General features: G+C 50.0%; 14 protein-coding genes. 8 read left to right on the forward strand and 6 right to left on the reverse strand.

Annotated elements, in window-relative coordinates; genetic code table 11:
* Window positions 1–180: 180 nt before the first annotated feature.
* The 4 genes from AC5FXQ_RS00805 to AC5FXQ_RS00820 all read left to right on the forward strand — a co-directional run bounded on the left by AC5FXQ_RS00805 (window position 181) and on the right by AC5FXQ_RS00820 (window position 1,897).
* Complete coding sequence (locus tag AC5FXQ_RS00805; protein ID WP_493600605.1) at window positions 181–420, forward strand: hypothetical protein; 240 nt, start codon at window positions 181–183, stop codon at window positions 418–420.
* Between the two features lie 34 nt (window positions 421–454).
* A complete protein-coding gene (locus AC5FXQ_RS00810) occupies window positions 455–706 on the forward strand; it encodes a hypothetical protein (protein WP_493600606.1) in 252 nt (83 codons plus the stop codon).
* A gap of 24 nt (window positions 707–730) precedes the next feature.
* Complete coding sequence (locus AC5FXQ_RS00815) at window positions 731–1,033, forward strand: hypothetical protein (protein WP_493600607.1); 303 nt, start codon at window positions 731–733, stop codon at window positions 1,031–1,033.
* An 87-nt stretch (window positions 1,034–1,120) separates the two neighbouring features.
* A complete protein-coding gene (locus AC5FXQ_RS00820; protein WP_493600608.1) occupies window positions 1,121–1,897 on the forward strand; it encodes a metallophosphoesterase family protein in 777 nt (258 codons plus the stop codon).
* A 112-nt stretch (window positions 1,898–2,009) separates the two neighbouring features.
* Here the strand turns inward: AC5FXQ_RS00820 and AC5FXQ_RS00825 are convergent, their stop codons facing one another.
* From AC5FXQ_RS00825 to AC5FXQ_RS00845, 5 genes are all read right to left on the reverse strand, one after another.
* The gene (locus AC5FXQ_RS00825; protein WP_493600609.1) at window positions 2,010–3,224 is read right to left on the reverse strand and encodes a sensor histidine kinase; all 1,215 of its coding nucleotides are present in this window, start codon (window positions 3,222–3,224) and stop codon (window positions 2,010–2,012) included.
* Window positions 3,225–3,418: 194 nt separating this feature from the next.
* Window positions 3,419–3,910, reverse strand: a complete 492-nt coding sequence (locus tag AC5FXQ_RS00830; protein ID WP_493600610.1) for a CHRD domain-containing protein — start codon at window positions 3,908–3,910, stop codon at window positions 3,419–3,421.
* A gap of 114 nt (window positions 3,911–4,024) precedes the next feature.
* Complete coding sequence (locus AC5FXQ_RS00835; RefSeq protein WP_493600611.1) at window positions 4,025–5,248, reverse strand: hypothetical protein; 1,224 nt, start codon at window positions 5,246–5,248, stop codon at window positions 4,025–4,027.
* Window positions 5,226–5,792 carry an RNA polymerase sigma factor gene (locus AC5FXQ_RS00840; protein WP_493600612.1) on the reverse strand — a complete coding sequence of 189 codons (567 nt, stop codon included), beginning with the start codon at window positions 5,790–5,792 and terminating at the stop codon, window positions 5,226–5,228. The genes AC5FXQ_RS00835 and AC5FXQ_RS00840 overlap by 23 nt, the downstream gene beginning before the upstream one ends.
* 269 nt (window positions 5,793–6,061) lie before the next feature.
* Window positions 6,062–6,319, reverse strand: coding sequence for a CBU_0592 family membrane protein (locus tag AC5FXQ_RS00845; protein WP_196115294.1), 258 nt, complete (start codon window positions 6,317–6,319; stop codon window positions 6,062–6,064).
* Between the two features lie 101 nt (window positions 6,320–6,420).
* On the opposite strand from AC5FXQ_RS00845, the gene AC5FXQ_RS00850 reads away from it, so the two are divergent.
* The 4 genes from AC5FXQ_RS00850 (at window position 6,421) to AC5FXQ_RS00865 (ending at window position 12,613) form a co-directional block, all read left to right on the forward strand.
* A complete protein-coding gene (locus AC5FXQ_RS00850) occupies window positions 6,421–7,314 on the forward strand; it encodes a LysR family transcriptional regulator (protein WP_493600613.1) in 894 nt (297 codons plus the stop codon).
* Between the two features lie 352 nt (window positions 7,315–7,666).
* A complete protein-coding gene (locus AC5FXQ_RS00855) occupies window positions 7,667–10,072 on the forward strand; it encodes a TonB-dependent receptor (RefSeq protein ID WP_493600614.1) in 2,406 nt (801 codons plus the stop codon).
* Between the two features lie 26 nt (window positions 10,073–10,098).
* On the forward strand, window positions 10,099–11,316 hold the full coding sequence (locus AC5FXQ_RS00860) for a DUF4374 domain-containing protein (protein WP_493600615.1): 1,218 nt from the start codon (window positions 10,099–10,101) through the stop codon (window positions 11,314–11,316).
* Between the two features lie 79 nt (window positions 11,317–11,395).
* Entirely contained in the window at window positions 11,396–12,613 is a 1,218-nt protein-coding gene (locus AC5FXQ_RS00865) for a PepSY-associated TM helix domain-containing protein (protein WP_493600616.1), read from the forward strand.
* A 75-nt stretch (window positions 12,614–12,688) separates the two neighbouring features.
* On the opposite strand, the gene AC5FXQ_RS00870 is transcribed toward AC5FXQ_RS00865, so the two are convergent.
* Window positions 12,689–13,630: a DUF808 domain-containing protein gene (locus tag AC5FXQ_RS00870; RefSeq protein WP_493600617.1), complete on the reverse strand. Its 942-nt coding sequence runs from the start codon at window positions 13,628–13,630 to the stop codon at window positions 12,689–12,691.
* Window positions 13,631–13,906: the final 276 nt, after the last annotated feature.

Below are 13,906 nucleotides of genomic sequence, written 5' to 3' on the forward strand. Positions count from 1 at the left end.
TTACGTTTTATATATTTTATTGTTCTAATTAAAGATAACACTATATTAAATTTGGTGTATTCACTATGATATCAACTAATTAGCACTCCGTACCGCCTCCCTCAGATAAATCTTCAAAAACTGAGCTTCAAATCATAACAACTTACGTAGTATAAGGTATAGCTGTAAAAATTGTAGTTTATGCATACTACCACATTCAAATTCGAAGAAGGGAGCCCGTATATAGGGAGCCGTCGCCCTGTAGGACAGGAAATACATGAGCGGTTAATGTGGCAGGCAAGGCGTTTGCATCGGGAAGACATGCAGAAAGTTGGATGGGAGCTGATCATCTACACGCCTATACCTGCGTACCTGGATAAACCTGCTACTATCGAGGTTTATTGGGATTATGACAACCCCGACGACCCCAGCAAGGATTAAACCTACTTTTTCACCCGAATACTTTTAGCACAGCATGAGTCTCAGTTTTTTTAACACCCACACACTGGCTGGCAGATTGGAGATGATATGGGCACAGGGGACTTTTCTGGCTGAGCGGGGTCGCCGCGGCTATCGCATACAGCTATACGACATGGGCGAATTCTTTGCAGAAGTGTGGAGCAACCCTGAGACCAACATCATCGGACTGATCAGAGGGCTTGCCACGAAGCGGGCACTTGAACCCTACACCAATAAGATCAACCTGGTTGATATGATGTGCTGGTAAAGTTTTATATCCTATTTTTGAGGCGTGAATTCAGTCAAGCTTAGCTCCTACTGCCGCCTTTACGCTTTTTCGGACTACCGCAGCATGAAGTCAGCCCTCCCCTACATGCGCCAGGTAGTGCTTGCCAAGGCCCTCACCGAAGTACAGGAGTCAGACGCCCGTCGCATCGTGATGCGTCTCCCAGGAAGCGGCTTCCAGAACTACCTCCGTCCGCTTGGTGGGCAGCAAACCAAATCCACAGGTATAGCCTCCCTTATTACCGCCCTGCAGCTGCTTTATAAACAGAACGGTTTCTCAGCCAGGTACATCGTAGTGGAGCGAAACTAAGCGCATCACAAAAAGGTAACATCCGGATCTTGCTACAGCCTCATATTAATCGTAATATTGCAATGAATATTTCATGAATACGACACCATGACCAAAATAGCTCTCTTCAGTGACATACACGCCAACCTGCCTGCCTTAGAGGCCTTTTTTGCAGACGTAGACGCCCGCAAACCCGACTTCATCTATTGCCTCGGTGACCTGGTAGGGTATAACATCTGGCCAAACGAGGTGATCGACGAGATACGTCGGCGAAACATCCCTACGATAGCCGGCAATTATGATTTTGGCATTGGCAGAGAGAGCGACGACTGCGGCTGCGCTTACAAAACAGAACATGAAAAAGCCAATGGCGCCGTTTCTATTGCCTTCACTAACAAAATGATAAAGCCTGAGCAGCGTCGTTACCTCCGTACACTCCCTGCCCACATCAAAGTCGAGTTTCAACTGAACAATGATAAACTGAATCTCTTGCTAGTGCATGGCAGTCCGCGCAAAATCAACGAATATCTGTTTGAGGACCGCGATGAGAAAAGCCTGCTACGCATTATGAAAGACGCCGATGCCGACATTATGTGCTTCGGCCATACTCATAAGCCTTACCACCGCATTTTAAACGCAGCCGCAGAGGGACAGCCCCACTTCAGACATGCCATCAATATTGGTTCTGTAGGCAAACCCAAAGACGCTGACAATCGGGGAGGCTATGTGATGCTGACCATAGACGTGCACAGCTCGGTGCTGAACAAGGAGAGCATAGAAGTGGAGTTTATTCGTTTCGCCTACGACTTCGAGAAAGCCGCCAGAGCAGTCGAGGAGTCTGAACTGCCAAACGCCTATGCTGACAATCTGCGAAGAGGCTGCTAAAATACTGATAGTGTTAAGGCCAAATCTAAAAGAGACAGGTGCATAGGTGTAGATCGGTGCCTTTGTCTTTTTAAAGAAGCCTGGTATTGTGGCGTAGCAGGAAGAAGGATGCTTAAAAAATGATCGTGAAGGTGGTGCCCTCGTGTAGTACACTGTGTACCTTTATTTCTCCCTGCACTCTATCCACTATTCTTTTTACAATGTACAGCCCGATGCCGCTGCCCTCTATATGGTCATGCAGGCGCTTGAACATTGTAAAGACATTGTCCTGTTTGCTGGCTGGTATACCTAGCCCGTTGTCCTGTACCGACAAGTATGATTTGCCCTCAGACTTTTCGAGTTTCACAATTACCTCTGGCGTTCTGTCAGGAGAGCGGTATTTGATGGCGTTGCTGATCAGGTTGCTGAGTATGCTTTTGAAATTCTTCAGGGAAAGGCCTGTTAAATGACTATCCGAAGCCATCACCTCAATGCGTGCATTGGACTCTGCTATGAGACTTTGCAAGTCCTGTTTCACCTCTTCCACGATCACATAAAGATCAAGGGCCGCAGTGTTTTCATCTGACCCCGTTTTATCTAGCTCCACAATGGTGGTAAGGTCCCTTATTGTGGAGGAGAAACGCTTGAGGGAGGTCTTCATCATGGCGGTGATCTGTTTGATCTCTTCTCGGTCCAGTTCTTCTTTCGAAACAGCATCAGAGAGGACAGAGATCAGGCCTTCGATATTGGCAACGGGGGATTTCAGGTCATGCGAAGCAGTAAATACAAAGTTATCAAGATCAAAGTTGGCATCCCGCAGCATGCTGTTCTTTCGCTGCAGTTCCAGGTTCACAACGTAGCTGCGCTCAAGCACACTCCGACTCTGTAAATGGAAGGCCAGCAGGTCGGCGAACAACCTAAAAGTATTTACCACCTTGGGGTTGTTGACTTTGGCCGGTTTAGCGTCGATAGCGCAAAGCGTCCCGAAAAAAGTGCCGTCTTTCAGAATGATGGGAACCGAAATGTAACTTTGGAGGCCATAGATCCTGGGGGTATGGTGATCTTTGTATGCCGGGTCTTCTGAAACATTGTCAATAACGATGGGCTGCCGGTGATCCCTGATCTCGTTGCAGAGGGTAGTTGCGATCTCCAGTTCATCACCCTCTTTCAACCCGAAATGTACCTGATCACGCACGCTGCAGGCCAGCCATCTGTCCTCTGTTACACGTGCAACTGCCGAAAAGCCCATGCCCGTAAGCTGACAGACAGTTTCAAGCATGTTTGGTACAATGGGGATTTGCCTTATGGCTTCCAAGTCTTTCAGGAGGTTGTCTTGGATTTCAATCATATAGAAAAGCCTTTTTCTGATTAGCGGATTTTCTAAGTGCCAAAACCGCTCGTTCTTAATTCTTTAAAATTAAAAAAAAATAGTTAAAACAGAATTAAAACACAGAATGATTGAATCGTCCCTCTGCTACAGAGTAAGGCGGTGCAGGCGCCAGGCTGCCAGTGAGCAGAACAGCCAGGCACCTATACCGTTTCTTATCTGGTAATCTGGCCTCTCAACTCGCCATCAGGGTACTGGCTGCTGTGTATGTTGATGTACCACTCTCCCGCCAGCAGTTCTGCCTCCTGCGCAGCTGTGAGTGGAGGCGTTGAGCCAACCAGCGGGCTCATATAAGGGTTATTGCTGGAATATGGGTCAGTGCCCGGATTGATCGGTATAGTGATTGGTCCGGCCACGCCTACAGCGCCCCTGTGAAAGTGCATGGCAGTTGGTGTGATGCCCTGAAAAGTGACGGTGTAGTTCATAACTTTTGTATCCATGTTGTAGGTCCCCCTGAAGGTGCCTGTTGCCTGCGTATTGACAGGCGGCACCTCGTCAGCCCCGGTCAGTGCCACTTCGTTGAGGGTCACAATCTCAGCGTCAGGTATAACGGTGGTATCATCGTCGTCGTCACAAGCGGTAAGCATAAATGTCATACTCAGCAGTGCGCCAAGCAGTATTCCAAAATTGATTCGATACGTTTTCATCTTCATTAAATTAATTGATGTGATTTAAAAATATAAGCAAAGAGATTCTTCCTGACGCAGCCGCAGCTGTGTCATATCGTGGTGCGTTTAAGTCCCCCTAAACAGTTGATCTTTCTACCTAAAAGTAAAGCCGGCTGTAAAAAACACTCCTGCACTGGTGAGCTTCACCCGCCCTTCGCCTATACTCGCTAGCGGAATCTTGACGAAAGGCTCTGCCCCGATCGAGAAGGCAGGAGACAGTTGGCGCGTATACCCTACCGATAAGTTCTGAACTCCGAACCAGTGCCTGTTTTCGTTAGAGAACTCCCGGGTTTTGCTGTAAGGCTCTCTTCCATTGTAGTTGTAGGTATAGGTATATGCTTCGTTGAGCATCAGGTAACTGGAAAGTCCAGCTTGCACCGTCAGCATGTTCCTGCCCCAGCCCAGCACCTGGTACTGCAGGTTGATGGGTATGTCGAGCACCCTGCATTGTGCCGCAATCAGATCAGGCAGCCTTTTGCCATCCCAATAGTCCGGGGAAGGAGCGTATTCCGCGGGTGTGGCATTGTATAGTTTGTTAGCCCATACAGCCCCTGACACCAGACTTAGTCTGCGGGTGATAGGCACACTGAACAGCACACCGGCGTTGGCACTTACCGCATCCGGATCTTTGAAGCGCACAGTGGTGATATCCGGCGCCACTACCAGGGCCACCCTGACACTGCGCAGAAACACGCGCTCCCCTCCCGCACCACCCTGATTGCCCTCGTCTTGCGAATCTCCGAGTATAGGCTTCGCTTCAGGTATAGGCGGTGCCATTCCCTGCCAGGCTATACCTGCAAGCAGGCGCGATGCTTTTGGCTGAGACGGCAGCAAGTGCGTTTGAACTGTTTGCAGGGGATCCTCTAGCGTCAGTTCGCGGACAGCAGGTGTAGCATTACGTTCCCGCGCAGGCTCTTTCGCAACAGTGGCCACTGCACCGGAACCTTGCTGCACAGCGGGGTATAGTGCAGCGGGTGAGTCAGGCTCCGGTAAAGCAGTATGCGCTACTCCTTTGGCATGGTCAGGTATGGCAGCATTTCCAGGCTCCTGAACCACCGCCTGTTCTGCAACGACAGGAGCACTTTCCTGAAGCGGCGCTTCTCTTTCCATAAACTTCCAGACAGTGCCTACCGTCACCAGCAATACCAACAACACGAGGGGCCACAGTCGTTGCAGTCCGGCCAGGCCGCCCTGGGCATGGTCCAGTTTCTGGTCCATCGCCTTCCATGCCTCTTCATCAAAGGGAGGGTCGTAATGCTCAGCTGATTTCCTGAACAGGTTATCCAGCTCCTCGTCAGACATATTGTTTGTGCTCATCGATTTTGCTACTTTGTAATGCCTCCCGCAAATTTGCCCTTGCCTTGGCCAGGTTTGACTTCGACGTGCCTACTGCTATCCCCAGCGCTTCCGCTATCTCTTCATGGGTATAGCCATCTATTGCATAGAGGTTAAACACGGCCCGGTAGGCAGGCGATAGCTGCTGCACCAGTGAGATCAGGTACTCGTAGTTGAGCTGCTGCTCTACATCGAAAGGGCCTGACGCCGGCTCCGCTGCCTCAATGTCCTGCAGGTGATAATTTTTCAGGTTATGCCGGTAGTTGTCCAAAGCTGTGTTGATCATGATCCGCCGCACCCAGCCCTTGAATGGCTTGTGCGGCTCGTACTGCTTCAGCTTGGTGAACACTTTCATAAAACCATCGTTCAGCACATCCTTTGCTTCTTCTGCAGTCGTGGAGTAGCGGACGCATATACTCATGGCATAACCGAAGAAGAGCCGGTACAGCTCTCTCTGCGCCCCGCGGTCCTGTTTCAGACACTGACGGAGCAGCACGTCCAACACTTTGCTTTCTGTCTTGCTCACTGTTCCAGAATTTGCGCTCCCATCACGGACTTGGATCAAAAAGGGTTGCCTCGGCATATAAAAAAAACAGCAGCCCATACCTAGGTTTTACGTTCATAAACTATTGTCAATCAACTATCAACACAAACATCAAGTATCGTACAAGGAAGCAGATGCCAAACCACTCCATCAAGTAATCCCAGCGCCAAAAAAAATCCCTGCAGATTTTCATCTGCAGGGATCGCTTGCTCCGGAGGAGCCTATAAATTCTAACTTTTCAGAAACACTAACTAGGGTTGCATGAAGTAAGCTCTTACTAAAGCAATGACGGCAACAAGCAGGAAGATCGTATTCAGCACCGAGCTTGCATGGGCTTTTTTAGATGCAGCATACAGGATCATAAAAAAACATCCGACGATGTTCATCCCCAGGTACTCCAGCGACTGTCCGTGTGTAAGGCCCATGCTGTTCAGGCTAAAGGCCGAAAGCGAAAAGAAAGCGCCAGTCCAACCGACCGCCTCTCCCATGTATTTGCGTAGTGATAGCATAGCTTTTTTACTAATAATTTATGATTGCAAAGTAAACTGGTGCAAATCGGCTTAAAAATGCTTTTATTCGCTTGACTAATGCAAAAAATGAATCACAGCGGATGGAGCTACAGCAGATCAAGTACTTTCTGGCACTGGCGCAGGAGTTGCACTTCTGGAACACGGCCGAGCGCATGTTCATCACGCAGTCAGCCCTCAGCAGGCAGATCAAGGCGCTGGAAGACGAACTGGGGGTGCAGCTTTTTGAGCGAACGAAGCGAAGCGTGAAGCTCACCGAGGCAGGTGCTTTTCTGCGGGACCAATGGCTGCCGCTACTCGATGAGATAAACCGCATTCACCTGCAGGCCCGGAAAATACACGAAGGTGCCTATGGCTTAGTGCGCATCGGGTATCCCGGCTCCATTGTCTATGGTTTTATGCCAGACCTGATCACGAGCATCTCCCACGCCCTGCCCGAACTGAAGGTGGAGCTGGTGGAACCTACTGACATCAGCTTTGAACAACTGCTACTCAACTACCAGATGGACATGGCCTTCCGCCGTGACCCTGCCGAGAACCCTGCGCTGCAGTCAGAGTGCCTTTACTCGGAGCCTTATGCATTGGCTGTGCCGCAAAGTCACCGACTCACCGAGCAGAACTTTAAAGGACTGCACGACCTGGAAAACGAGAAATTCATTCTGTCTAACCTGGCCCAAACGACGTTTTATACCGCCGGCCTGCGTCAGATTTTTGAGGATCATCACTTCACACCTGATGTGCGCATCGAGACAGATTTCGGGGGCATGGTGCTGGGACTGGTTTCCAAGGGGCTCGGCGTGACCATACTCCCCTACTCCTATTCTTTCAGCGCCTTGCCCAATGTGCGCTTTATCAAACTGCCCTACCAGATGAACCTCTATGTCACCTGGCGGAAGAACGACAATAGTCCTGTCCTGAAAAACATCCTGAAGCTGGTATCTGAAACAGCACACAAGTATATGCAAGAGCATATTTAGTCCCTGCGCAGAAGTCTTTCTGATTAGTTAGCTTGTTTCCATTCCCATTATGGTCACGGATCCAGATATAGTGGTCCTATACCTGCATGAGCTATACCTCGGAACAGATAATCATCTCATCGCTTGGGGCTAATTTCCCATGTGAAATTGCGTTCACATTAACACAGTCCTCCCTCTTGTTTTGTCCTTTTATTCAGCCTCCAGGACTCTGAAAAACTGCTTTATACTCATTTATTCACTGCAGGTACTGAGCATCTCTTTATTTGTTTAGAATTATTCTAAATAATTTTGAACCTTAAATTTTCTGTCATAGCTTTGCCTCAATTTAAAATGATTCTAAATAATACAGGCATTGCAGCAGTTAATCAAAATAATCGGTGCGATTGTAAATGTTCTGGTGCTGGTATGTTTTACCAACGCAGCCTGGGGACAAGAGCTGACCAAAGCAAGTATCTCCGGTAGCGTGAGCACTGCCGCCGGTGAACCGCTGGCAGGCGTGAGTGTGGTAATCAGAGAGACCCAAAAAGGCATTACCACGGATGCCGCTGGCCAATATGAAATAACCAATGTATCCCCGGGTAATTATACCTTGCTGATCAGTTTCCTGGGCTTTGAGACGCAGGAAAAAAGCATCTCACTCAAGCCATCTCAAACATTAGAACTAAATGTCAGCCTCCGCGAGAAGTCCTTTGAAATGAAGGGCGTGGAGATCATAGGCAAGTCTGCCACACGTGAGGTAAACGAGCAGCCTTATGCCGTTACTGCTATTTCAACGAGAGAGCTGCAAAACAGTACATCCGACGCCAAAGAGGTCCTGAACCGGGTGGCTGGTGTGAGGGTACTGGAAGAAGGTGGTCTCGGCTCAAACCTCAGCTTCAGTCTCAACGGCTTTTCGGGCGATCAGGTAAAGTTTTTCCTGGATGGCATTCCAATGGACAACTTTGGTTCTTCGCTGCAGATGAGTGACATCCCTGTTAATTCCATCGACCGGATCGAGGTATACAAAGGGGTGGTACCGGTGTGGCTGGGTACGGATGCACTGGGCGGTGCCGTGAACATCATTACTAACCGGAAAGCTAAGTTTCTGGACGCCTCCTATTCGGTAGGCTCATTCAATACACACCGTTTGTCGCTGAATGGCGCCTATACCAACCCGACCAACGGCTACACCTTCAGGGGCAATGTGAACTATAACTATTCGGATAACAACTACCGGGTACTGGTTCCGATCAGGGAAGGAAGCAATATTATCGACACTACCGAGGTTGAGCGATTCCACGACCGCTACCGCTCCGGTACAGTCAAGCTGGAAACAGGCTGGGTCAATAAAAAGTATGCTGACAATCTCCTTTTTGGCGTAATCGCTTCGGGTAACGACAAACAGGTGCAGACGGGCGCGACCATGAACAGCGTGTACGGTGGCATTATGCGCAACAGCCGCTCAGTGGTGCCTACCCTCCGGTATAGCAAAGACAACCTGCTGGTAGACGGACTGAACGTGAGCCTTTACACAGCCTATAACATCACCAAAAGCGAAGTTATTGATACCCTGCGCGGCGTCACTTACAACTGGCTGGGACAAGCTACTTATACGCCGGGCTCCAATAACGGGGAGTTGTACCGCACCTATACTACGTTTGACGACAACGACTTTAACAGCCAGCTGAATGCGGGCTATACCCTGAGTCCCAAACATTCACTGGCATTCAACTACGCTTACTCCTATTTCCGCCGCAAGGCTTTCGACTCCGAGAACCCGGACAGAATTGAGAACCAGTTTCCGAGATCGCTGAACAAGCAGGTGCTGGGGCTGGCTTACAAGTTTGACCTGAACGAGAAGTGGAGCACGACGCTGTTCAGTAAAGCGTATTTCCTGCATGCCAGAACAAGCAAGCAATATGACTTTGCACTTGAAACACAGCGTACCGAAGCCCTGGAATCGAGCAAGCAGAACTTCGGTTATGGCCTGGCTACTACCTACTTCCTGTTGCCTGACCTGCAACTGAAGGCTTCTTACGAACACACCTACCGCATGCCCTGGGCCACCGAAATTTTTGGAGACGGGCTTTTTGTGCAGCCAAATCCTGACCTGGGTCCGGAGCAGAGCGACAACTTTAACGCCGGGGCTGCCTATGGCTTCAAGCTAGGCCAGGATCACCAGATTAACCTCGAAAGCAGCTTTGTTTACCGCGAAGCAAAAGACCTGATCTACCAGGTAGTAAGAGTAGCCAGCCCGCAGACTTATTATGACAACCTGAGCGAGACAAGAACGCTGGGTGTGGAAGGCAGTCTACGCTACCAGTGGCGCGACATGCTGCGACTGGGCGGCAGTTTCACCTTCCAGGATATCACCGACCAGGCTGACTTTGTGTACAATGAATCCTATACCAACACTGGGTGGCAGCGGAACTTCCAGAAAGGCTTCCGTCTACCTAACACCCCTTATATGTTTGGCAACGCCAATGCCGGCCTTACCTTCCGGGATGTGCTGGTACCAGGGGCTGTCTGGAATGTCAACTACTTTTACAACTATGTGGAGCAGTACTTCCTGAGCTGGGCAGAGCTTGGGTCCAGAGACTCTAAAAAAGTGATCCCGACACAGTCATCGCACAACCTGGAGCTATCCGGCAGTTTCCGGGAGGGCAGGTACAACGTCGCGATTGAATGCCGAAACCTGACCGATGCCCTGCTTTACGATAAATACTATCTGCAGAAGCCCGGCCGTGCTTTTTACCTGAAATTCCGATATGTCCTTTAACTATCATCTAAATTCAAACAAATCATATGTTTTCATTTAAATACGCCAGCAAGCTGGCATTGCCAGTCCTGAGCCTTTGCTCAGCCCTACTGTTCACCTCCTGCGACAGCAACGATGATAACCCGACACCAGATGCGGACAGCTCTTTTGTGATGTCACTTGCCATCAAGGGCAGCGACGGGGGCTTTACGTATTATACTGTTCCTTTTGGTGACCTGATGACTGGCCCCCTCTCTGCCAAAGGACAAGGTATAGAGCAGCCGGGTTACTATGACTTCACGCAGATCGACAACACTATTTATAGCATTGGCGGTCTGGATGACGTGAATGTGGTAGGCATCTCCAGAACGGAAGCTGGCGGCTTAAGACAAATCGGTAACGTTTCTTTCCCGAACAGCCTTTCTGACATCGTGAAAGCCGATGACAATACGCTGGTAGCTGTAGAGATGGCGCCGACATCCGATGTGATTAAGTTCCACACCATCAGCGCCAATACTGTAACGGTCACCAGCACCAAGCAGCATCAGGTTGCCAACGTCACGAACCTGAAGGCTCCGTCCTACTCAGGTATGGCCATCAGCGGCAATAACCTGTTTTTGAGCTATTACATCAGCGATCCGACTACCTATGCAACGCCGCATACTGACAAGGCCCAGATCGCCGTTTACTCTTATCCTGGTTTAGAATTCCAGCGCGTGATCGAAGATACCCGCACGGGTCCGATCGGTGGCTTTAACACCAAGTCTGGCCTGATAGAAGATGAGCAAGGAAACATATATGCCCTTTCGCACTCCAACCCGGCTAACGGCTATAGCCAGGTGACCAACAAGCCAGGCATCCTGCGCATCAAGAACGGTGAGTCTACTTTCGACCAGACTTACTTCTTCGATGTAGAGCAACTCACCGGTGGAAAAACCATTTCGCACCTGAAGTACCTGGGCAACGGAAAAGCTTTTGCTGAGATCAACACAGCTGCCAGAAACCAGCAGGCAGCCTGGACAGACGGACCGCTGCGATCAGCGATCATCGACCTCAACAACAAAACCGTCAGCTACATCGACGGACTGCCGGAGCACGCGGGCAGTGGCCGCAGACTGGCGGCATTGCAGGACGGCAAGTATGTGTACATGAGCATACCCGAGGGCAACGCCATTTATGTATACAGAATAGACACCGAGACCAGCACAGCTACCAAAGGGGCTGAGGTAGAAGCCAACTTTGTGGCAGGTATATCAAAGCTTTAATAGACATTGACTCTTATACCCGCTTCATCAGCGTACGATGGAGCGGGTATTTTCTCTTTAAAATTCCTTTCTGAATAAGATGAAAAGCAAGAAGAACAGCGGCAAAAGTGTTTTGAGGCGGGTGAATGACTGGCTGCACCTCTGGCTTGGCCTTGCATCGGGCATTGTGGTGTTCATCGTCAGCATTACAGGCTGTATCTATGTTTTTGAGCCCGACATCAAAGATGCCCTGGAGCCCTGGCGCTTTGTAGAGGCGCAGGATAAACCCTTTGTACCGCCAAGTCAGTTGCTGGACACAGCCCAGGTTTACATGCCGGGTCAAAAGCCAACCGGACTCACCTACAGTAACAAGGAAGGGGCCGCTGCAATTGGCTACATGGGTTTCGAAGATGGAGGCAAGAGCTTTACCGCTATCTTTATCAACCCCTATACCGGCGAGTTCCTGAAAAAGCAGACCAGTGGTGACGGACAATTTGACTTCTTTCATTTTATCATAGACGGGCACCGCGCCCTGTGGCTGCCTTACGAGATCGGACGCCCGGTGGTAGGTATAGCCACCCTGATCTTTGTGCTGCTGCTTTTCACTGGTCTTGTGATGTGGTGGCCTAAAAAACTGAGTAAGTCTGAGCTAAACAAGAGCTTCAAGATCAAGTGGAACGGCAAGTTTAAGCGGGTGAACTACGACCTGCACAATGTGGTGGGTTTTTACAGCCTGATCCTGGCTTTCGTGCTGGCCGTGACGGGCCTGGTGTGGAGCTTTGAGTGGTTCGGAAACGGCTTGTACTACCTCACTTCAGGCGGCGAAGAAAAGCCCGGACACCACCATCCGCATTCCGATGTTTCAAAGGCAGGTATGTTTGCCGATGATACCGTTTCGATGCTCGACAAGGCCTGGTACAAGACGCTGGCCCTGGAGCCAAACGCACAGGGCTGGTATATGACGCCGATCCTGGAAGATGAAGAGGATGCGATCGAACTCACGGCTTACCAGGACTTTGGCACCTGGTATAACCGGAACGAATATTACTACGACCAGCACACCCTGGAACTCTACCGCGTGCAGGGCGACAGGTACTCAGAAGCCAGTCTGGCAGACCAGCTGATGATGCTCAACTACGACATTCACATAGGCATCGTGTGGGGGTTGCCAGGTAAAATCCTTGCCTTCTTTATCAGCCTGATCTGTGCCAGTCTCCCGATCACCGGCTTCCTGGTATGGTGGAATAAAAAGAAAAAGAAACCAAAGACAAAGGATGGACAGGAAAGGCCCAAACTAGCCAAAACGGCCAGGGCTTGATAGCCTACTTTATCTGGAAAAGCAGAAAGGTCGCCTCACCAGGGCGACCTTTCTGCTTTTTATAAAACGGGTGTCTTAGGGAGCTACCTTTTCGGCCGGGCGTTTGAATAGCTTCTTGCCAAGGGTCACAATTTGCGCGATCACCGCTCCCAATAGCAAACCACCCAGAGCCAGCACCAGCACCTTCACCAGCCAGCTGAGCACAGGTATATCAGGAAATAAATGGTCCAGTGCCTCCATGGGGTGGTGCATAAACGGCAGGCCATGCGCAATGATCTCGGCCCCTACCCACAGCATAGCCGCTGTCCCTACGTAGCCAAGTATAGTCAGGAACTTCGGCATGGACTTCACAATGCCGCGCCCGATCTTTCGGGTAGTCGGATGGAACTTGTCCTGCGCCATGTGCACCCCGATGTCATCGGCCTTCACAATCAGGGCGACAAAACCGTACACGGCAACGGTAATAAAGATGGCCACAGCAAGCAGCACCACGATCTGGTTCATCAGCGGACTCTCAGCCACGGTAGCGTAGGCAATGGCCATGATCTCTGCCGAAAGTATAAAATCTGTGCGTATGGCACCGCTCACCCGCTGCTTCTCCAGCTCCTGCGGGGTTATCACCTCCATTTCCGCTGTAGGTTCATCTGTTGGTTCGTGCGTTTTGCTGAACATCGAGTGCACTTTTTCATAGCCCTCGAAGCACAAAAAAGCCCCCCCTATCATCAGCAGGTAAGGTATAACCACTGGTAAAAAGTAGCCCAGCACCAGGGCGGCTGGTCCCAGAAATACCGCTTTGTTGATCAGCGATTTTTTAGCGATCTGGTATATAATGGAGAGTTCGCGCTTTGGGTCAAGGCCCACCACATACTTTGGTGTCACCGCTGTGTCGTCGATCACAATGCCGGACACTTTGCCGGTTGTTTTTGCTACCTGCGTAGGCACATCATCCAAACTTGCCGCACTGACTTTTACCAGTGCTGCTACGTCGTCTAAAAGCGCAAGAAGTCCTGTCGCCATGGTTGTGTTTTTGTTATAAGGTAAGTGTAATGCCTACTCTTTACGAATTACACGCAGGAGCGGTCTTTTGGAGGTATGTAATTTAGGAGAAAGCCCCCGGATTGTAATATAGAAGAGTCGTTATATTGAAAAAAAATGCAACAGCTGGCTTGAGTATAGAAAGGGAGGCTTTTGGAAGTTTAAGCTGCAGCACGCTCATTCTTTTATAACACCAAATTAAAAATCCTGCAAAAGATGATTCTGCAGGATTTTTAATGCGGTGCTTTAGCTGGAGCT

This window comes from Pontibacter sp. LHS1, from assembly GCF_058932855.1.

Coding starts and splice junctions, on each gene's coding strand:
- AC5FXQ_RS00820 (WP_493600608.1), top strand. CDS start 1,121: ATGACCAAAATAGCTCTCTTCAGTGACATACACGCCAACCTGCCTGCC.
- AC5FXQ_RS00850 (WP_493600613.1), top strand. CDS start 6,421: ATGGAGCTACAGCAGATCAAGTACTTTCTGGCACTGGCGCAGGAGTTG.
- AC5FXQ_RS00830 (WP_493600610.1), bottom strand. CDS start 3,910: ATGAAAACGTATCGAATCAATTTTGGAATACTGCTTGGCGCACTGCTG.
- AC5FXQ_RS00810 (WP_493600606.1), top strand. CDS start 455: ATGAGTCTCAGTTTTTTTAACACCCACACACTGGCTGGCAGATTGGAG.
- AC5FXQ_RS00805 (WP_493600605.1), top strand. CDS start 181: ATGCATACTACCACATTCAAATTCGAAGAAGGGAGCCCGTATATAGGG.
- AC5FXQ_RS00825 (WP_493600609.1), bottom strand. CDS start 3,224: ATGATTGAAATCCAAGACAACCTCCTGAAAGACTTGGAAGCCATAAGG.
- AC5FXQ_RS00870 (WP_493600617.1), bottom strand. CDS start 13,630: ATGGCGACAGGACTTCTTGCGCTTTTAGACGACGTAGCAGCACTGGTA.
- AC5FXQ_RS00865 (WP_493600616.1), top strand. CDS start 11,396: ATGAAAAGCAAGAAGAACAGCGGCAAAAGTGTTTTGAGGCGGGTGAAT.
- AC5FXQ_RS00860 (WP_493600615.1), top strand. CDS start 10,099: ATGTTTTCATTTAAATACGCCAGCAAGCTGGCATTGCCAGTCCTGAGC.
- AC5FXQ_RS00845 (WP_196115294.1), bottom strand. CDS start 6,319: ATGCTATCACTACGCAAATACATGGGAGAGGCGGTCGGTTGGACTGGC.
- AC5FXQ_RS00835 (WP_493600611.1), bottom strand. CDS start 5,248: ATGAGCACAAACAATATGTCTGACGAGGAGCTGGATAACCTGTTCAGG.